The organism is Zeimonas arvi (assembly GCF_008039575.1).
Classification (GTDB): Bacteria; Pseudomonadota; Gammaproteobacteria; order Burkholderiales; family Burkholderiaceae_E; genus Zeimonas; species Zeimonas arvi.
Genome location: NZ_VDUY01000002.1, coordinates 464,288 through 483,071 on the forward strand (window position 1 = coordinate 464,288; position 18,784 = coordinate 483,071).

At 67.6% G+C, this 18,784-nt stretch carries 20 protein-coding genes and 1 tRNA gene; 5 read left to right on the plus strand and 16 right to left on the minus strand.

Annotated features, from left to right (window positions below; all coding sequences use genetic code 11):
* Window positions 1-24: 24 nt before the first annotated feature.
* The 11 genes from FHP08_RS06585 to FHP08_RS06635 form a co-directional block, all read right to left on the minus strand.
* Window positions 25-243 carry a hypothetical protein gene (locus tag FHP08_RS06585; RefSeq protein ID WP_147703518.1) on the minus strand — a complete coding sequence of 73 codons (219 nt, stop codon included), beginning with the start codon at window positions 241-243 and terminating at the stop codon, window positions 25-27.
* A gap of 268 nt (window positions 244-511) precedes the next feature.
* Window positions 512-1,432 carry a toprim domain-containing protein gene (locus FHP08_RS06590; protein WP_147703519.1) on the minus strand — a complete coding sequence of 307 codons (921 nt, stop codon included), beginning with the start codon at window positions 1,430-1,432 and terminating at the stop codon, window positions 512-514.
* The gene (locus FHP08_RS06595; RefSeq protein WP_147703520.1) at window positions 1,429-2,967 is read right to left on the minus strand and encodes a DEAD/DEAH box helicase; all 1,539 of its coding nucleotides are present in this window, start codon (window positions 2,965-2,967) and stop codon (window positions 1,429-1,431) included. The genes FHP08_RS06590 and FHP08_RS06595 overlap by 4 nt, the downstream gene beginning before the upstream one ends.
* Entirely contained in the window at window positions 2,967-3,884 is a 918-nt protein-coding gene (locus FHP08_RS06600; protein ID WP_222707827.1) for a ParB/RepB/Spo0J family partition protein, read from the minus strand. The genes FHP08_RS06595 and FHP08_RS06600 overlap by 1 nt, the downstream gene beginning before the upstream one ends.
* Before the next feature lie 142 nt (window positions 3,885-4,026).
* Window positions 4,027-4,353, minus strand: a complete 327-nt coding sequence (locus tag FHP08_RS18805) for a helix-turn-helix transcriptional regulator (RefSeq protein ID WP_147703521.1) — start codon at window positions 4,351-4,353, stop codon at window positions 4,027-4,029.
* Window positions 4,354-4,502: 149 nt separating this feature from the next.
* Entirely contained in the window at window positions 4,503-5,264 is a 762-nt protein-coding gene (locus FHP08_RS06610) for a hypothetical protein (RefSeq protein ID WP_147703522.1), read from the minus strand.
* A 130-nt stretch (window positions 5,265-5,394) separates the two neighbouring features.
* Entirely contained in the window at window positions 5,395-6,108 is a 714-nt protein-coding gene (locus tag FHP08_RS06615) for a hypothetical protein (RefSeq protein ID WP_147703523.1), read from the minus strand.
* 116 nt (window positions 6,109-6,224) lie between these two features.
* Window positions 6,225-7,589: a tyrosine-type recombinase/integrase gene (locus FHP08_RS06620; RefSeq protein WP_187272192.1), complete on the minus strand. Its 1,365-nt coding sequence runs from the start codon at window positions 7,587-7,589 to the stop codon at window positions 6,225-6,227.
* Between the two features lie 221 nt (window positions 7,590-7,810).
* Window positions 7,811-7,895: transfer RNA gene (locus tag FHP08_RS06625), tRNA-Leu, on the minus strand.
* Window positions 7,896-7,929: 34 nt separating this feature from the next.
* On the minus strand, window positions 7,930-8,547 hold the full coding sequence (locus FHP08_RS06630) for a histidine phosphatase family protein (RefSeq protein WP_147703525.1): 618 nt from the start codon (window positions 8,545-8,547) through the stop codon (window positions 7,930-7,932).
* 16 nt (window positions 8,548-8,563) lie between these two features.
* Window positions 8,564-9,739 (minus strand): acetyl-CoA C-acyltransferase, encoded by a 1,176-nt coding sequence (locus FHP08_RS06635; protein ID WP_147703526.1) that lies wholly within the window; start codon window positions 9,737-9,739, stop codon window positions 8,564-8,566.
* Window positions 9,740-9,850: 111 nt separating this feature from the next.
* Between FHP08_RS06635 and FHP08_RS06640 the strand changes: the two genes are divergently transcribed.
* Window positions 9,851-10,351: a Rossmann-fold NAD(P)-binding domain-containing protein gene (locus tag FHP08_RS06640; protein ID WP_147703527.1), complete on the plus strand. Its 501-nt coding sequence runs from the start codon at window positions 9,851-9,853 to the stop codon at window positions 10,349-10,351.
* A gap of 32 nt (window positions 10,352-10,383) precedes the next feature.
* The gene (folE, locus tag FHP08_RS06645) at window positions 10,384-11,070 is read left to right on the plus strand and encodes a GTP cyclohydrolase I (protein WP_147703528.1); all 687 of its coding nucleotides are present in this window, start codon (window positions 10,384-10,386) and stop codon (window positions 11,068-11,070) included.
* 52 nt (window positions 11,071-11,122) lie between these two features.
* Here the strand turns inward: folE and FHP08_RS06650 are convergent, their stop codons facing one another.
* The 5 genes from FHP08_RS06650 to FHP08_RS06670 all read right to left on the minus strand — a co-directional run bounded on the left by FHP08_RS06650 (window position 11,123) and on the right by FHP08_RS06670 (window position 16,304).
* Window positions 11,123-11,890, minus strand: coding sequence for an ABC transporter ATP-binding protein (locus tag FHP08_RS06650; RefSeq protein ID WP_225879052.1), 768 nt, complete (start codon window positions 11,888-11,890; stop codon window positions 11,123-11,125).
* Entirely contained in the window at window positions 11,887-12,642 is a 756-nt protein-coding gene (locus FHP08_RS06655; protein WP_147703529.1) for an ABC transporter ATP-binding protein, read from the minus strand. The genes FHP08_RS06650 and FHP08_RS06655 overlap by 4 nt, the downstream gene beginning before the upstream one ends.
* 19 nt (window positions 12,643-12,661) lie before the next feature.
* On the minus strand, window positions 12,662-13,864 hold the full coding sequence (locus FHP08_RS06660) for a branched-chain amino acid ABC transporter permease (RefSeq protein WP_222707828.1): 1,203 nt from the start codon (window positions 13,862-13,864) through the stop codon (window positions 12,662-12,664).
* A gap of 8 nt (window positions 13,865-13,872) precedes the next feature.
* Window positions 13,873-14,889, minus strand: coding sequence for a branched-chain amino acid ABC transporter permease (locus FHP08_RS06665; protein WP_147703531.1), 1,017 nt, complete (start codon window positions 14,887-14,889; stop codon window positions 13,873-13,875).
* A 65-nt stretch (window positions 14,890-14,954) separates the two neighbouring features.
* A complete protein-coding gene (locus FHP08_RS06670; RefSeq protein ID WP_147703532.1) occupies window positions 14,955-16,304 on the minus strand; it encodes a substrate-binding protein in 1,350 nt (449 codons plus the stop codon).
* Between the two features lie 180 nt (window positions 16,305-16,484).
* Here FHP08_RS06670 and FHP08_RS06675 point away from each other — a divergent pair, with 180 nt between their 5' ends.
* From FHP08_RS06675 to FHP08_RS06685, 3 genes are all read left to right on the plus strand, one after another.
* Complete coding sequence (locus tag FHP08_RS06675) at window positions 16,485-18,107, plus strand: helix-turn-helix domain-containing protein (RefSeq protein WP_187272193.1); 1,623 nt, start codon at window positions 16,485-16,487, stop codon at window positions 18,105-18,107.
* A 69-nt stretch (window positions 18,108-18,176) separates the two neighbouring features.
* Window positions 18,177-18,560: a response regulator transcription factor gene (locus tag FHP08_RS06680; RefSeq protein WP_147703534.1), complete on the plus strand. Its 384-nt coding sequence runs from the start codon at window positions 18,177-18,179 to the stop codon at window positions 18,558-18,560.
* Entirely contained in the window at window positions 18,557-18,778 is a 222-nt protein-coding gene (locus FHP08_RS06685) for a hypothetical protein (RefSeq protein WP_147703535.1), read from the plus strand. Before FHP08_RS06680 ends, FHP08_RS06685 begins: the two co-directional genes overlap by 4 nt.
* The last annotated feature ends 6 nt before the right edge of the window (window positions 18,779-18,784 follow it).

Below are 18,784 nucleotides of genomic sequence, written 5' to 3' on the forward strand. Positions count from 1 at the left end.
TTGCGGGCATTGGCGCGCGGTGAATCAGGCGGCAGCCGCCGCCAGTTGTTTGGCCTCGACCCGACGTTCGGCGTCGGTCAACAGCAGCTCGACCTCGACCAGAAGTGCCGACTCGCCACGCACGTACTCGGCAAGCCAGCGAACCTCGGCCTCGTTGTAGAAGCCCGCGCGGCGCAGGACATTCGCTCGGCGGCCGATTTCGGCGATGCGGCGCTCGCGGGCGCCCGGGTGTGCTTCTTCCATATGCTTCGTTCTCCAGTCTTCGGGAGCAAAAAGCCCCCCTACCCCACGCGGGGCGGAGGCTTCGGTCGCTTTTCCGCTCGCTTCCCCGGCAGCTCCCACGCCAGGTATCCCCGCCCGAGCGGCACCGACTCCTGTCGGCCAGCCAACGGCGCCGGAATCCCTGGAATTGCACCTGCGGGTCCGGTTCCGATACGACGCCTCGGGATCGGCTGTGTTCTGCTCCGAGCGGCCCATGCAGGCCCACTGCTTGCGGCGCGGAGTGCCGTGTCTAGGTCTGGTCGACGACCTCCTCGCGCCTCACGCGCGCGATCGCAGCACACAAGGGGATCAACCCGGCCGCGGCGTGCCAGTCATTCGCATCCCAGCCGACGGTGGGCGCAAAGCAGTAGGGGCGTCCTGTCCGCTTGGCCGCCGCCTCGCCCGTGCCGGACGCGTCGTTGTCGGCAAAAACGAAGACGCGCCCCCGGATCATCTCGGCAACGTGAATGAGATTGGCCGCACTGAAAGTCACGAGCACGGCCGCATTGATGTGCATCTGGCGAAGTGCGGCCAATACCGACAGACCGGTCGCATAGCCCTCGACCAGCCAGGTCTCGTCAGCCGCTGACGGGCCGAGCCGAAAGACAGCGCCCTTGGCACGCATGCCAGCGATCATTTCCTTTACCCATCGCCGCTCCGCCGAGTCCCACCAAATCAGCTGAGCGCCGAGCAACGCGTTCCGCTCGAGCCCTCGCATGGGAACGAAGAGAACGTCCTCACTGGTCAACTCCGCGAAGCCGGTCACGAGGCGCTTCGTGCGCGTGTACTGCCGGAGCACGAGGCCTCGCTCCCTCGGGAAGCCCTTCAGGCGGAAGTAGCCGTGGAAGTCGGCCTCGCAGCGCTTCAGCAGTTCGGCAGCGGTGGCCGCCGCACGCTCCTGCCTGCGCCGGGTGCGCTCGGCTTCCTCCGCGCGCTGACGTGCCCGTTCGCGCAACGCCTGACCAGACGGAGGCCTCGCATGTGGATCGTCGTACCAGTGAACTTCACCATCACCGTCCCAGGCCTGCACCCATCCCCGCTGACCGTCCCAGAGATAAGCACCGTTGTCGGATCTCGGGTGCGCCAACGTCGGGCAGCGGTGGATCCGGCCATCGGGATTTAGGCGCCGAATGTCGACGCCGTGCGCACGGGCAAAGTTCTCGAAGCTCATGCCGCCCGGTCCTTCTGACGTGCCTTGTTGTAGGCGATGTTCCTGGAGCGGATCAGGTTGAGGACATTGCGGGTGATCGGGACGTTCGGGGTGCCTTCGAAGGACCAAGCCTGCGGTGGCCAGGTGCCGACGATGTCGCGGTAGAGATTCGACGCCCGGCCCTTCTGCCGATCGGGAGCCGAATGGGCACGCGCGTAGGTGGCGACCTGCTCCCACAGGTGCCGGCGGTCATCGGCTAGCTTCTTCTTGCCGATGGTGACCTCGCGCATCTCGCCGGGCTCATGATCGACCAGCGACAGGCGGCCGCGCTCGTAGCCGCAGGCCATGCACCGCCGTCGGAACGGCGTGAAGCCGCACTTCGGGCAGCCCTTAGGCGCCTCGTCGGCGTCCTCGTCGCGGCGGATCGCCTTGTCGAGCTTCTCCCCGGCATCCAGGGCGTTGAGGCCCTCATGAAAAATGCGTTCGAAGTCCTCCGCGAAGCGAAGGATGTTCCCGCTGTGGTCTAGCAGGATGCAGTCGCGCTTTCCCGTCTCGGGCGACGAGCGCAGGCCGCGCCCCCACATCTGGATGGCTGTGCTCAGGCTCTTGCGCAGGGGCCGACAGTCGACGACGCAACCGACGTCCTGGACGTCGAACCCCTTGGCCAGGGCCTCGACAGAGATCAGCACGCGCAAGAGGGAGTCCGGCTTGCGGTACTCGGACAGCAGCTGCTCGCGTTCGGCTGGCGTGGTCTCGGCCGTGAACACTCCAGCCATCACGCCGGCATCGTTGAACTGACGGCAAAGCGCTTCACAGTGCGCGATCGTCGCGCCGAAGATGATCGTCTTCCTACCCTCGCCGAACCTGACCCATTCGGTCACGACGTCACCGATGATCTCCATACCGCGCTGCTCGGCGGCCTTCTCAGTCCATTCACCGTTTGCGGTCTCCGCGCCGGCCATGTCGGGGCGGGTGCAGCTGAATACGCGCATCGGGACCAGCACGCCGGATTCGGTGAGCTCGGCCATCGTCACCGCGTTGACGATGCGGGTGAACAGGCGCCCGAGGCCTTTGCTGAACGGCGTGGCCGAGAGCCCAATGACCGCCGCACGGCAGTGCGGAATGTGCTCCGTCCACGCCGCGAGCTGCGTGTGCACCTCATCGATCACGACAACGTCCGCCTCCGGCCAGGTGCGCCGGGCCAAGGTCTGCGCGCTGGCAATCTGGAACGGCATGTCCGGGCTGTATCGCCAGTGATTCGCCTGGATGACGCCATGCGCCGAAAGGCCGTAGCGGTCAGCGGCAGCCGAGGTCTGGTCGATCAAAGTCGTGCGGTCGCAGACGAACACAGCACGCTTGCCCCGGCGCAGCGCTTCGTGGATCACCCGCAACCCAAGGTAGGTCTTTCCCGCACCAGTGGGAGCCATGACCAGCTGACAGCGGTGCCCATCGCGGGCGCCCTGGCGCAGCTTCTCGTGAGCGGCCGCCTGGAAGGGCCGGGGCTCGGGAAAGGTCGAGCTCTCGTACGTCGGGCGGTCGAGAAGATCGGCCTGCATCACACCCTCGCCTTCTCGATGCGCTCGAGCTTCAGGCGCCACGAGCGCGCCAGGCGCTTGGCCTCGGCGGCCTCGTTCATCAGGCCCGCCTGGCGCTCACGCAGCACGCGAACCTCGGCCTGCAGCTGGTGAATCTGGCGGCGCGCCTCGGCCATTTGGTCGCTTGCGTCGACGAGCTTCGAAAGGCTCTCGATCTTGTCCTGGGCTTCTTCCAACATCACCGTCTGCTCGGCCAGGACCTCGCGCAGCTCCGCCAGTTCAGGGGCGGAGGCGGACGCCTCCTGCGGCTTGCTGCCGGGCTCGGCGTGATCGCCGGTGGAATCCGGGCCCCCTGCCTGGCCGGCGCTCGATTCCTCGGGCGGGGTCGCTGCAGTGGAATCCGATTCCAGTGACGGGGTGGAGTCGGACTCCAGTGACGGGGTGGAATCCGATTCCACCTTGTTGGCGGCCGACCTGTTCCTGGCCTCCTGCTGGCGCTGGGCAACCTCCGGCCGGCGCAGTGCTGCGACCATCGGATGACCGACGGCACAGGCTTCGGCAATCTGGCGATCGGACCACTTAGACCACTCGGCGTCCGCCAGCAGCGTCAGGACTGCTTTGCGCTTGTCCTCATTAGTTCGGCGCAGCCCGTGGGCCGCGTTCGCGCCGACCGACCAGAGCACGGCGTCACGCAGCGTGCCCTGCCGGACATCGGCCATCAGCGTGAGGGCGCCGATTTTTCGGTGGGCGAAAAGCCGGTGAAACCCGTCGACAAGCCAATGGTCGGATCCGTCGTGAAAGACGGTCACCGGGGGCAGCTCGCCGCCGGCAGTGAGCACCTCCGCGTACTCGTCGACCGTGGCCTGGTTGAACGCGGCTCGGGGCTGCGTACCGCCGTCGATGCGGATCGCGGCGATCTTGAGCTGCTGCGCCGTCACGGGCACCTCCGCGACGCGCGCTCGTACTGAAGCGCCCACCACGCCAGCGACACCGACCGCCAGCGGATCGCGCGGCGGGCGAAGCCCAAGAGCAGGCCGGCGAGCGCGACGCTATTGCGGGCAGCCCCGGTCACTAGGCCAGTCATGCGGACACCGCGGCGGCGGCATTGGAACGCTTGCGGCCGCGAGCTGCGACGGGCGCCGCCTCTGCGCCCCCGGTGTCCTCGATGTGCTGCTCGGCCGCACGCTTGGGGTCAGTGGCGGCCGCACCCGCAGAGGCCACGGTCACGCGCGGCCTAGACGCGATCCACTCGTGAAGCTCGCTCTCAAGGAACCCGACCGACCTCGCGCTGAGCTGGATCGCCTTCGGGAACGTCCTGCTGCTACGCCGAAGGTCATCCAGGCTCGACACGGCCAACCCTAAGATCTTTGCCGCTTCTGGCTTCCGAAGTATCCGCATGGCTTCCATCTCTCTCGGCAGTCCTTGCCTGACGAAAGGAGACCATGCGAAACCCACCCAAGCGCAACCCACCCAACCCCCCCAAGTTTTGGGGTGGTTTCTTGGGGTGGTTTCTTGGGGTGGTTTTGAGGGGAGTGCGCGCTCTGAAGTCGAAACGCCTACTCGGGCGAGCGATCCATGATCAGACGGTCACGACGCAGGCGATCCCAGGCGTGCTGGAACACCTTGCCGGCTGACGGAAAGAGGGATGCGTGGTGCTCCTCGACGAAGCGCTTCACCTGAGCACGAACACCTCCGCCTCGGCCGCCACGACTGGGGGGAAGTCGAAGCGGGTCGTGCTCCAGCGCCCGGATCGCAGCGAGGATGGCCGCATCTTGCGACTCTGCGCGGCTCCGCGGCTTGTTGGGAATCGCTGGCAGATCGTCTTGCCCGGCCCCCTCAGCGTCTGGCTGCTCCGCCACCTCGGCAGGCTCCACGCACTGCTCGGCCACAGGCTGCTTTTCTGTCGACGCGCGCTCAGGAGGGCTCACCGCAGTCGCGATGCCCCAGGGATCGGCGAGCGTAACCACGTCGTCTAAGCGAACGAGCGCGCCGAGGAGCTCGACATCGTTAAGAGATGAAAGGTGCGAAGGAAGTGCTACGCCCGTGCGCGGGTTGTATAGCTTCAAATCACCCCGCCGAACGGCCAGCCTGATCGCTTTTCCGGCGTCTCGCTCGGCCAGCACCTGTTCCACCGAAACCCTGGGAGGATCCGCCTTCAATGGGCCGCTGTCAGGTGGAACAGAATTCGCTGGCTCGGGCAGCTGCATCACGGCCCGTCTATGCGCGGCGTAGAAGTCGATGGCGTCCAGAACGGACACGAAGCCATCGACTGGTACTCGCGCCTTCGGCGGCCCGCCGCCGCCTCGCTGATCCTGCATGCGCACCCCTTCTCGGTGCCCTTCAAGGAGAACCCCCGGCAGCGAGTGAAGGTGACTCGTGTTCAGCTGGCCGGCCTAGCCGGGGGCAGTCCAGTCTATCGCGCTAAGTGCAGCACAGGTGCAGCGCGCCTCAGGTTTCCTCCGGTTCACTGAGCATCGAAGATCCTCCGTCATCTGCGGGAGAAACCGCCTCCGACGGCTGCACAGCCGGCTCCTCTAGCAACGGGCCGTACTCCTGCTCCCACCGTGCGCAGAGCGGCTTGGAGACCTCGAGCAGGTAAGCGCCGAACTCCTGGATCCCTTTCGGCCTCCGACTGAGGTCGCGCGACGGAAGAATGCGCGAGAACGCGAGCGCAGCACGGACAAGTAGATGCGCGTTCGGCGCGGAAAACATGACGAATCGATTCTCAACGCCGACATGAAACTGCGGATGCATGATGGGCTCGGAGAACGATGCTCCCGGGTGCACCGCCTGGTCGCGAAATCGGTAGACCTCCTTCAGTACCGAACGCAGGTTCGTCGTCCCCTGCTTCCTGAGCCCAAAGGATCGCCGCAGCTGCTCGGCGACCACCATGTACCGAGTGCGCCGCTTCTTCGGGTTTCCTGTCGGCTTCGGACGCGGCGGAGGGTCTCGATCGATAGTCGCGGCATAGAGTGCCTCGAAGAAGGTCGCGGCGGCGACGGTCGCCTGCATCGCCGCCTTGAACTCCCGATCGAGAGCCTCGCCGAACTCCCGATTTCCGGATCCAACCGAAGCGGTATGCGCCTCGTCGAGGCGATCAACCGCAATCTCAAGCCAATGGATGCAAGTGTCGAGCTGCAGCTCGACACTCCGGACTTCCATTGCCTGCGGACCCTTCGGACCGAGAGAGAGCACCAAGCCGCCCGCGGGAATGCGAAGTCGGACTCCACGCGAAACATGAATTCCTCCGGCCGCCGTCGGCGTCTTCGGCGGGCTGCTCATACTGTCCGCACCAGCGGCACCACCTTGCCCGCCTGGGATCCGTCGAGGATGTCCGCGTATGCCTGCAGCATGATCCGGCGCTGCGGCAGGTACTCGGCCTTGTTGTACGCCCGCTCCTGCTGCTCGTCCGATTTCTCGTGGGCCAGCTGCGCGTGGACGACATCCCCGGGGAAGCCAGCTTCGCGCAGGATGGTCATGGCCAGGTGCCGAAACCCATGGCCAGTCTGGCGCCCTTTGTAACCCAGGTCGTCGAGGGCGTACAGCATCGTGTTCTCGCTCATGAATGCGCCCAGCTTCCGGCTGTGCGGGAACACCCGCTCGTCATCTAGGCGCAGAGCCTTGAGCTCACGCAGCACCTCGACCACTTGGCGGGAGAGCGGGACGACGTGATCCTCGGCGGGGCGATCACCGCGTTGCTTCACCTTCATCCTGGCTGCCGGGACGGTCCAGGTCGGCGCGACGCCCTCGAGGTCGAACTCCTCCCAGCGCGAGAACCGCAACTCGCCAGTCCGCACGAACGTGTAGGCCATCACCAGCAGTGCCGCCCGGGTCACTGGCGACCCCTGGTAGCCTCGGATGGCACGCATCAAGCCCGGCGCCTCGGCGGGCCGAACGTGCGGCAGGTTTCTCGGCGGATTGACCTTCTTCGCCGCGGCGATCCGCTTCGTAGTCTCGCGGTAGGTCGGCATCACGACATCTGCGGGTGCGTAGCCCTGCAGCACCGCGTAGTGCCAGATACCGGCGAGCCGCCGACGCACTTTGTTGGCAGTTTCGTGTTTCCCAGCAACGGCAAGGCGGTCGATCACGTCGACGATATCGGCGCTCGTGACGCTCGCGATACCCCTGCTCCCTATGTACGGGTAGACGTGATCGACCAGCGACTGATGCAACTGCTGGACGGTCCGGGCGGCACGGCCGCGGCAGTGGATGTCCGCCCAAGTATTCCCGACACGCTCCACCGTCCAGTGATCCGCCAGGCGCTCCGCGCGCTTCACCTCCGCCGCAGCCTTGCGCGCTGCCCGCTCGGCCCGCGCCTTCGCGCGAACGGCGGCGGCTCCTTCCCGGACGCGGGCGGCCTCGAGCGCCTTAGCGTCAGCCGGCCGGATGCCCTGTCGGAGCAGCTCGCGACAGCGGTCGCGCTCGAGGCGAGCGCCCGCCAGCGACATCGTCCCGCGAGTACCGCCGGCATGCTGGTACACGCCTAAGGCCACGGTACCGCGCTTGCCGTCAAGCTGGTAGTCAAAGCGCCAGAGCCGCGACCCGTTCGGGTTGACCAGAAGGTAGAGCCCGGCGCCATCGCTGGCCTTGTAGGGCTTGTCCCTGGAGGCCAGGGCCCGTACCGCCTTGTCCGTGAGCTTCACCGTGCCTGTCCGTCCACTCATATTCTGTGCCCGAGATACCGTAGGAGGGCACTTTATCGGCGAGATACCGAGGTCTGATACCGTAGGTTAAGTCCGGCTGTCCCTGCGACTTCTCGTGATTCCTCGGCAGAATCCTATCCTGTAAAGGATTGATTCACAATGGGATCTTGAAACAGAAAAACCCCTTATCGGGGCTTTTCGGTGATCTTCGGTGTTCAAAGTGGTGCGCGGACCGGGACTCGAACCCGGACGCCTTGCGGCCGCGGATTTTAAGTCCGCTACGGCTACCGATTTCGTCATCCGCGCGCTGGCCGACCAATGATACCGGCCGCCGCGGACCTCAGAAGCCCGACAGGCCCTTGCCGCCATCGCGCGCCGAACCCTGCAGGTGGACCGTGCAGTTGACCAGCAGCGCCTCGTGCGGCGCGGCCGGCGCCAGCACGGTGACCGAGGTGTTCGCCAGGCTGGCGGGCGCATCGACGCCCGCGGCCAGGCGCGCATGCCGCGCGAGCAGCGTCCGGATGACCAGCCCGTGGGTCACCACGACCAGGTCGCCAGCAAGCGCGGCCCGCAGCGCGAGGATCTCCCCGAAGGCGCGGGCCACCCGAGCCTCGAACTCGGCCACCGACTCCCCCAGGGGCGGGGCGTCGGGCGTGGCCAGCGGGTCGTAGCCGAGATCGTCGTAGGCGCGGCCACGCAGGGCGCCGAAATTGCGCTCCTGCAGCAGAGCGGTCGTGCGCAGATCCAGCCCGGTGGCAGCCGCGATCGCGGTGGCGGTCTCGAAGGCGCGCGGCAGGTCGCTGCTCAGGACGGCGGCAGGCCCCGCGCGCGCCGCCAGCCGGCGCGCGACCGCCTCGGCCTGCGCCCTGCCCCGTTCGCTCAGCGGCGTGTCGGCCGGCTGGATCACGCGCGCCGCGTTCAGCGAGGTTTCACCGTGACGGATCAGGACGATGCTCATGCCGGCGCTCCTCCGACTACGCCACCTCGAACAGCCCCGCCGCCCCCATGCCGCCACCGATGCACATCGTCACCACCACGTACTTGACGCCGCGCCGCTTGCCCTCGATCAACGCGTGGCCGGCCAGCCGCGCACCGGACATGCCGAAGGGATGGCCGACCGCGATCGCGCCGCCGTCGACGTTCAGGATCTCGTTCGGGATGCCGAGCCGGTCGCGACAGTAGAGCACCTGGACCGCGAAGGCCTCGTTCAGCTCCCACAGGCCGATGTCGTCCATCCTGACGCCGGTGCGCTCCAGCAGGCGCGGCACCGCGAACACGGGGCCGATGCCCATTTCATCGGGCTCGCAGCCGGCCACCGCGAAACCGCGGAAGATGCCCAGTGGCTCGACGTTGCGCCGCTCGGCAAGCTTCGCGTCCATCACCACGCAGGCCGAGGCCCCGTCGGACAGCTGGCTGGCGTTGCCCGCGGTGATCGTGCCGCCCTCCATCACCGGCTTGAGCTTGGCAACCCCCTCGAGCGTGGTCGGGCGGATGCCTTCGTCGCGGGTCAGCGTGACCTCCTCGGTGGTCTTCTCGCCCGATTCGAGCGTCACCTCCCTCGTCGTGGTCATCGGCACGATCTCGCGGCCGAATCGTCCGGCTGCCTGCGCCGCCGCGACCCGCTGCTGGCTCTGCACGCCGTACTCGTCCATCCGCTCGCGCGAGATGCCGTAGCGTTTCGCCACCGTCTCGGCGGTCTGGATCATCGTGTGATACACGCCCGGGACATTCGCCTCGAGCCAGGGCTCGCGCAGCATGAAACGGTTCGCGTGCTCGTTCATCGTCAGGCTCACCGAGTCCAGGCCGCCCGCCACGACCGCGGGCGCCCCTTCCATGACGACCCGGCTGGCCGCCATCGCGATCGTCTGCAGGCCCGAGCTGCAGAACCGGTTGACGGTGACACCGCCGGTCGTGACCGGCAGGCCCGCGCGCAGCGCGATCTGGCGGGCGATGTTGCCGCCCACCGGCCCTTCGGGCCGCGCCGTGCCCATGATGCAGTCCTCGATCTCCGCGGGGTCCAGACCGGAGCGCTCGACTGCGTGCCTGACCACGTGGCCGCCCATCGTGGCGCCGTGGGTGAGATTGAACGCCCCCTTGTAGGCCTTGCCGATCGGCGTGCGGGCGGTCGAGACGATGACGGCTTCCTTCATGGCGGAGCTCCGGTTCACGGGTTCGGTTGGATTCCTGCCGACGAGGATAACCGCACCGGCATCCGGCCGATGCCCGGCCCGCCGCTGCCGGGCAGGCATACTCGCGCCCCCATGCCCGAAAACGAAACACTCACCGTGGTGATCGGAGCGAGCGGCGGGATCGGCGCCGCGCTGGCCGCCGAGTTGTCGCGCTCCTCGCCACTTCGGAGGGTGGTCGGCCTCTCCCGAAGGCCCGCACCGCCGATGAAGCATCTCCTGCCGCTGCTGCTGCGCGACGGCCGCTCGGTCTTCGCCACGCTCTCTGCAAAGGTCGGCAGCATCGGCGACAATCGGCTGGGCGGCTGGTACGCGTACCGGGCGTCGAAGGCGGCGCTGAACCAGCTGGTGCGAACCGCCTCGATCGAGCTTCGCAGGCGCTGCCCCGAGGCGGTCTGCGTGGCGCTTCACCCGGGCACGGTCGACACTCCGCTCTCGGCCCCCTTCGGCAAGGCCGGGCTGGAGGTCCGCCCGGCAGCCGAAGCTGCCCGGCTGCTCGTCGGCGTGCTCGAGACCCTGCAGCCGGCGCAATCCGGCGGATTCTTCGACTACCGAGGCCAGGCCCTGCCCTGGTGAGAACGACAACGAACACTTCCGGAAACCACGACATGGCCCAGGACGAATACCTCGCATCAGAACGGATCCGCAAGCGCCTGCTCGCCGCCCGCCAGCGCTTCCATGCAAACGACAACATCAGCGGCTTCATCGAGCCCGGCGAGCTCGAGGCCATCCAGGCAGAGGTCGCGGGCCACATGCAGGCGGTGCTGAAGAGCCTGGTGATCGACGTGGACGGCGACCACAACACCGCCGACACCGCGAAGCGGGTCGCCAAGATGTTCGTGCGCGAGGTGTTCTCGGGCCGTTATCTGAAGATGCCGGCGGTCACCGAGTTTCCGAACGTCGAGCGCCTGAACGAGTTGCTGATCGTGGGACCGATCACGATGCGCAGCGCGTGTTCGCACCACTTGTGCCCGATCCTGGGCAAGGTGTGGATCGGCATCCTGCCGCGCGAGGACTCCAAGCTGATCGGCCTGTCGAAGTACGCCAGGCTCACCGAATGGATCATGAACCGGCCGCAGATCCAGGAAGAGGCGGTGATCCAGCTCGCGAACAAGCTGGAGGAGAAGGTGAACCCCGAGGGGCTGGCGATCGTCATCGAGGCCGATCACTTCTGCATGCGCTGGCGCGGCGTGAAGGACGCCGACTCGAGCATGACCAACAGCGTGATGCGCGGCGCCTTCCTGACGAACCCCGACCTGCGCAAGGAGTTCCTGACGCTGCTGAGCCGCAGGTGAGCCCCGCGACCCGGTGCCGGTCGCCGGCGCCGCCGCGAGCGGCAGCCGTCCCTCAGATGGCGAGGTACTCGTGCCGAAGGTCGGCGTTGTCGATGACCTCCTTCGCCGCGCCCTGGAAGACCACCTCGCCCATGTCCAGGATGATCGCGCGATCGGACAGGTGCAGCGCTGCGATCGCGTTCTGCTCGACGATGATGGTGGTGTAGCCGGCTCGCCTGACCTCCTGCAGCATCTTCTCGATCTCCTGCACGATCACCGGGGCCAGGCCCTCGTAGGGCTCGTCGAGCAGCAGCAGCTTGATGTCGCGCGCCAGCGCCCGGGCGACCGCCAGCATCTGCTGCTCGCCGCCGGACATGGTCACCGCCTCCTGCAACCGGCGCTCGGCCAGCCGCGGGAAATGGTCGTACAGTTTCTCGATGCTCCAGCCGCGGGGGCCCTCGATCTGCGCCAGCTTCAGGTTCTCTTCGACGGTCAGCCCGGCGATGATCCGCCTGTCCTCGGGGACGAGCCCCACGCCGTTGCGCGCGGCCTGCCAGGCGCTCATCCGGTGCAGCGGCTGGCCGTCGAGCCAGATCTCGCCCTGGCGCAACTGCGGATCGGCCAGACGGGCGATCGTGCGAAGCGTCGAAGTCTTTCCAGCGCCGTTGCGTCCCAGCAGGGCGAGGATCTCGCCCTCCTGCATCTCGAAGCCGACGCCCTGGACGATGTAGCTCTCGCCGTAATAGGCATGCAGTCCGCTGCAGGAGAAGTAGGCCCGCGGCGAGCGGCCGGCTTCGCCGACGGCGGCGATCGCCGCGCGGGGACTGGCGAAGGCGTTCACAGGTGCGCCCCTCCGAGATAGGCCTCGCGGACCCTGGGGTCGTTCTTGATCGCATCCGGCTCGCCCTCCGCGATCACGCTGCCCTGGGCCATGACGCTGATGCGGTCGGCCAGCGAGAAGACTACGTGCATGTCGTGCTCGATGATGATCTTGGTGATGCCGCGCTCGCCGATCCGCTGCAGCAATTCGATCGTGCGGTTGGTGTCGGCGCGCGACATGCCGGCCGTCGGCTCGTCGAGCAGCAGCAGCCTGGGATCCTGCACCAGGCACATCGCCAGCTCGAGCCGGCGCTTGTCGCCGCGCGACAGCGTGGCAGCCACGGCGTCGCGCTGGTCGGCCAGTCCCATCTCGGCAAGGACGTGCTCCGCTTTCTCCCGCACCTCGGCCTGGGCGTCGGCACGCGACCAGGCGTTGACCCGGAACGCGCCGTCGCGACGCGCGAAGGTCGGGATCATCACGTTCTCGATCAGGCTCAGGTCGCCGAAGATCTCCGGCGTCTGGAACACCCTCGCCACGCCGGCCTGGTTGATCTCGTGCGGCGACAGCCCCACCAGCGACTGGCCGCCGAAGACCACGCTGCCGGTGTCCGGCGTCAGGCGGCCGACGAAGCAGTTCAGCAAGGTCGACTTGCCGGCCCCGTTCGGCCCGATGATCGCGTGCACCGTCCCCTCCTCGACCTCGAGGTTGACGTCGTCGAGCGCCCGCAAGCCGCGAAAGCTCTTGTTCACGGTATTGACCCGGAGGATCGCCATCTTCGTTCGCCTCCTCGGGTCAGTCGCTCGCGGCAGCGGCGGTCGACGCGCGCCGCGTGCCGCCGCCCCCTGCCTGCGTCCGGTCCTGCTGGGCCGGACTGCCCCTGGCCTGCCCGGAACTCGTGCCGGGGCGCCGGCGACGCAGCGCGCGCCCCGTCCGCCGGATGCCTTCCATGACCCCGCCGGGAAGGTAGATCACGAGCAGCATGAACATCAGGCCAAGCGTAAGCTGCCAGCCATCGCCGACGAACAGGCCCGCGACGGCGACCGCCACGTCTTCCAGCGGATCGGGCAGGAAGCCAAAGAAGTCGTGCAAGGTCTGCGCGTTGAACGACGAGAAGATGTTCTCGAAGTACTTGATGATCACCGCCCCCAGCACCGGTCCCAGCAGGGTCCCGACCCCGCCCAGTATGGTCATCAGGACGACCTCGCCCGAGGCGGTCCACTGCATCCGCTCTGCCCCCGCCAGCGGATCGGTCACCGCCAGCAGCGAGCCCGCCAGGCCGGCGAACAGGCCCGAGATCACGAAGGCGGCGAGCGCATAGGGCCGCGAGCTCACGCCGGTGTAGTTGAGCCGGTTCTGGTTGGACTTGACCGCCCTGAGCATCGTCCCGAACGGCGAGCGCGCGATGCGCATCGCCACGTAGAAGGCCACGATCAGCATGACGGCGCAGAAGTAGAAGCCGGGGTAGCCGCTCATGGGAATGCCGAACAGCGTGGTCGAGGGGATCGCGTCGCTCGGACCCGAGAGCCAGGTGTCGATCAGACGCGCGTCGGTCCGGGTGATCTGCAGCCCGGTCTCGCCGTTCGTGATCGGCGTGAGCACCGAGTAGGCGAGGTTGTAGGACATCTGCGCGAAGGCGAGCGTGAGGATCGAGAAATAGATGCCGGAGCGGCGCAGGCTCACGTACCCGATCGCCAGGGCGAAGACGCCCGACACCGCCATCCCGCACAGCACCGCAGGAAGCACGTTCATCGTCAGCAGCTTGAAGCACCACACCGCGGTGTACGAGCCGACCCCCAGGAAGGCGGCGTGACCGAAGGAGAGGTAACCGGTCAGACCGAACAGGATGTTGAAGCCGATCGCGAAGATGCCGTAGATGGCGAACTTCTGCAGCAGGTCGGGGTAGGCCGCGCCGAACGGCGTCAGCCACACCGGCATGGCGAGCACTGCTGCCGCGAAGCCGGCGAGCAACAACAGGTCCTTGCGGGCAGGGTTCATCGCGAGCCTCATGTCTCCATCACGCCGCTGCGGCCGAGCAGTCCGCGCGGCCTGACCAGCAGGATCGCCACCGCCACCAGGTAGACGACGATCTGGTCGATACCCGGGATCAGCGCCTTGACCTCGTTCATCGATGCGAAGGACTGCAGGATGCCGAGCAGGAATCCCGCCAGCACCGCGCCTTCGAGCGACCCCATGCCACCGACCACCACCACGACGAAGGACAGCACGAGGAACTCCATGCCCATGTGGTAGTCCGGAGACAGGATCGGGGTGTACATCAGCCCGGCCAGGCCGGCGACCACCGCGGCGATCCCGAACACGATCGTGAACCGGCGCTCGATGTCGATGCCGAACAGCCCGACGGTCTCCCGGTCGCGCATGCCCGCGCGCACCACCAGGCCGAAGGTCGTGAAGCGCAGGAACGCGAACACCAGCGCGATCACCACCAGCGAGAACAGGAAGTAGACCAGCCGCCACCACGGGTAGGCGATCGCGTCGCCAAGGCCGAGCCAGGCGCCGATCTGCGCCGTGCCCGACACCGCGTCGGGCGCGGGCATCGGGATCGGGTTCGCGCCGAACGCGACCTTGACGATCTCCTGCAGCACGATCGCCAGTCCGAAGGTGACGAGGATCTGGTCTGCATGCGGGCGCCTGTAGAAGTGCCGGATCAGGCCGCGCTCCAGCGCAACCCCGACGAGCAGCATGACCGGTATCGCCAGCAGGATCGAGAGCGGCACCGAGAGGTCGATCAGCCGCTCGCCGAGGTCGCCCAGCCAGAGCTTCAGGTAGGGCACTTCCTTGTAAGCGTCGAAGAAGGTGACCGTCTCGTCCTTCACCGACCTGGAGATCGTCATCAGCCGGTTCAACGAAACCGCGCAGAACGCGCCCATCATGAACAGGGCGCCGTGCGCGAAGTTCACCACTCCGAGGGTGCCGAAGATCAGGGTCAGGCCGAGGGCGATCAGCGCATAGGCGCCGCCCTTGTCCAGCCCGTTGAGGAGTTGCAGGAATATCGCGTCCATTCGGAGTCCGGGTGCGAAGCGCCCGTCGGTCCGGCACGGGCGCCGGACCGACGGGATCGGGTGGCTCAGACTTCGTAGGGCCCCAGTTCCCCGCCGCCCATCGACGCGGGATACTCGACGGCGCTGCGGGGCACGACCTTGACGACCTCGAGCAGGTCGTACTGGCCGGTGGGTTTCTCCTTGCCGCGCACGACCAGCACGTCCTTCATGCACTGGTGATCGCCGGCGCGGTACTCGGTCGGCCCGTTGCCCAGCCCGTCGAACTTGAAGCCCTCGAGTGCCTTGATGACCTCGGGCGGATAGAAGGTCCCGGCCACCTCGCAGGCATTGGCGTACAGGAGCGTCTGCGCATAGCAGGTCTGCGCGGCCTGTGACGGCGGAAACCCGTACTCCTTGGCGAAGGACTTGGTGAAGGCCTTGGTGCCCTCGTCAGGCAGGTTCCAGTGCCAGTTCGCGGTGCCCAGGATGCCCCGGGCGGCCTCGCCGGCGCCTTGCACCATCAGCTCGGAGTACAGCGGCACCACGATCTCGAACTTTCGACCGTTCACCATCTTCTCGCGCAGGCCGAACTGCACCGCCTGGCGCAGCGAGTTCACCATGTCCTTGCCGTAATGGTTGAGGATCAGCACGTCCGCGCCGGAGTTGACCGCCGGCGTGATGTACTGCGAGAAGTCCCCGGCCCCGAGCGGCGTGCGGACGGCGGCCACCGTCTTCCAGCCGAGACTCTCGGTGGCGTTCTTGAGCGACTCCTCCTGGGTCCAGCCCCAGGTGTAGTCGGCGGTGAGGTGATAGGCCTTGCGGTCCTTGCCGTATTCCGCGGCCAGCACCGGCGCCAGCGCCTGGCCCGACATGTAGGCGTTGAAGAAGTGCCGGAACCCGTAGCGACGGCGGTCCTTCATCGTCGTGTCGTTCGAGTGACTCAGGCCGACCATGTAGATGACGCCCATTTCCTGGGCCAGCGACTGAACCGCCACCGCCACCGCCGAGGACGAGCAGCCCGAGAACATGATCACGCCGTCCTTCTCGATCATCCGCTTGGCCGACGCCCGTGCGGCGTCCGCCTTCGTCTGGGTGTCGCCGGTCACGAACTCGACCTTCTTGCCCAGGATGCCGTTGCCCTTCAACTGCGACGGCTTGAAGGTCTTGACCATGCCGCCGTCGCCCTCGCCGTTCAGGTGCTTCGCCGCGAGCTTGAACGCGCGCAGTTCGTCGGCGCCCTCGTCGGCGTACGGGCCGGTCAGCGGCACGTTGAAGCCCAGCACGCAGGACTTCGCCTTGGAGGGATCGTTGCGGAAGTTCGCCGCCCATGCATTGCGCGTGAACACCAGCGACGGGGCCGCCACCCCCGCCGCCCCCAGCACCGCGCCGCTCTTGAGCACCGAACGGCGCTTGTCGTCGTGAACGGAATCACCCATGTCGTCTCCTCCTGTTGATTCGAGCCGAGTGCGCTCCGCGAGATTGCGGCCCCCGGGCCACCGCCTGTCGAAGCGATCGTGGCGACCAGACTCGTCGAATCCTGTCAATGCATCAACAATCAATTGACTTCACAAGACATCTTTGTCAAAACTTGAATGTCAACTTGTCAAATACCGTCGATGATTGACCTTGCACCGCAACATCCCCAGGACCGGCCGCCGGGCGCGGCGGGACGCTCCCCATTGATCGGCGCCAGGCTGCGCGATCAGCGAAAGCGACTGCGCCTCACGCAGTCCGGCCTCGCTGCGCAGGTCGGGATCTCGCCCTCGTACCTGAACCTCATCGAAGGCAACCGGCGCAGCATCGGCGGCGCGCTCCTCAAGCGCCTCGCCGACGCGCTGGGGCTGGACGTCGCCGAACTGGACGGCGCACGCGAGCGACGGCTGGCTGGCGCACTCGACGACGTCGCCGGCGATCCGCTATTGAGCGACCTTCGGCTCGCGGCATCCGCCACCCGGGAAATCGCGGCACGCTTCCCCGGCTGGGCAGAGGCCCTCGTCAGACTGCATCGGTCCTGCCTCGACCGCGGCGCTGCCGTGGCAGCCCTGTCGGACCGACTCAACCAGGATCCCTTCCTCGGAACCGCCGTGCACGGCATGCTGACCCGGGTCGCCTCGATCCGGTCGGCGTCCGAGATTCTCGATGCGGTGGCGGACCTTTCGGACGACGAGCGCAGCCGCTTCGTGTCGATCATCGCCGCAGACAGCGCCCGCCTTTCCGGTCTCGCCCAGGCCCTGGCCGCCTACTTCGACCGCGCGCATACCGAGACGCGCTCGATCACGCCGGTCGAGGAAGTCGACGATTTCCTCCTCGAGCGCGACAACCACTTCCCGGCGCTCGAGCAGGCCGCAGCCGACTTCCGGGCCGCCGCGGGCATCACCGGTGATTGCCGCGAGAGCACGCTGGTGGAGTATCTCCAGCGGACGCACTCGGTGACACTGGCCAGCGGCTCCGCCGCGACGATCGCCGGCAGCGCCCCGCGCATGGCGGTCTTCGATCCGGTCTCGCGCGTCCTGACGCTCGCCGACGAGGCGCCCCGGTCCACGCGCCGCTTCGAGCTCGCGCGTCTCGCCACCGGGCTGTTTCACCAGGGCCGGGCGGTGTCGAGCGAGATCGAGAGCGCGGAGAACCTGTCGAGCGAAGCGGCCCGCAGGCGCGCGCAAGGGGCCCTGGGCGCGTACCTGGCGGCGGCGGCGCTGCTGCCGTACGGACCCTTCCTGGAAGCGGCGATCCGCTTGCGCTACGACGTCGAGGCGTTGTCCGAGCGCTTCGAGGCAAGCTTCGAGCAAGTCGCGCATCGGCTGACCACCCTGCGCCGCCCCGGCGTAGGCGGCGTTCCTTTCGGCTTCATGCGCATCGATCCTGCGGGCCACGTCAGCAAGCGCCTCCCGCTTCCGCGTTTCGTGATGCCGCGGCACGGCACCGCATGCCCGCTGTGGGCGGTTTACCAGGCCTTCCAGGCACCGGGGACCGTCGTCAGGCAGTTCGCCGACTTCCCGGCTGGCGAGCGTTTCCTGATCGTGGCGAGAACCGTCGAGAAACCCCGGCCGGCGTTCACGATGCCGCGCCGCCTGATGTCGGTCGCGCTCGTGTGCGATGCGCTGCACGCCGACCGCACGACCTACGCCGACGGCCTCGATCCCGCCTCGCAGGCGGGGGCCACGCCGGTCGGCGCCAGTTGCCGCCTCTGCCCTCGCAGCACCTGCCCGTACCGCGAGGAAGACCCGATCATCGACGCCTGAAGCCGGTCGGAATACACTGGCCGTGCGCCGCGCCCGGGCGCGCGCCGGGAGAAGAGGAGACACCACCGCATGCCGCACCGAGTCCTGATCGCCGAAGACGAGCCCAACATCGTCGAGTCCCTGAGCTTCGTGCTCGCGCGCGAAGGTTTCGAGGTCGAAGCGGCACTCGACGGAGAGGCAGCGATCGACCGACTTCGCAGGCAGCTGCCGGATCTGCTGATCCTCGACGTGATGCTGCCCCGGCTCAACGGCTTCGAGGTCCTCAAGCGGGTCAAGGCCGATCCCGCCCTGCGCGCGCTGCCGGTCATCGTGCTCACCGCCAAGGGGCAGGTGCAGGATCGGCGGATGGCCGAAGAGATCGGCGTCGACGGATTCATGACCAAGCCCTTCTCCAACCGCGAAGTGGTCGACGAAGTGCGCAGGCTCATCGCCGAGCGGCAGGTCGCACCATGACGCCTGAAGACGACGTGCCGCCGCGCCTGCGCGACGCGGCCTCGGTGCTCCCGCTCCTGGGCGTGTTCCTGCTGATGCCGCCGGTGATCGTGCTGTTCGCGGCGCCGGTCCTGGTGGGTGGCGTCCCGCTGATCGTCGTCTACCTGTTCGGGGTCTGGCTGGCGCTGATCGTGTGCGCAGCGCTGCTCGCGCGCCGGATCGAGCGCCGCCGAGCCTGACGTTCC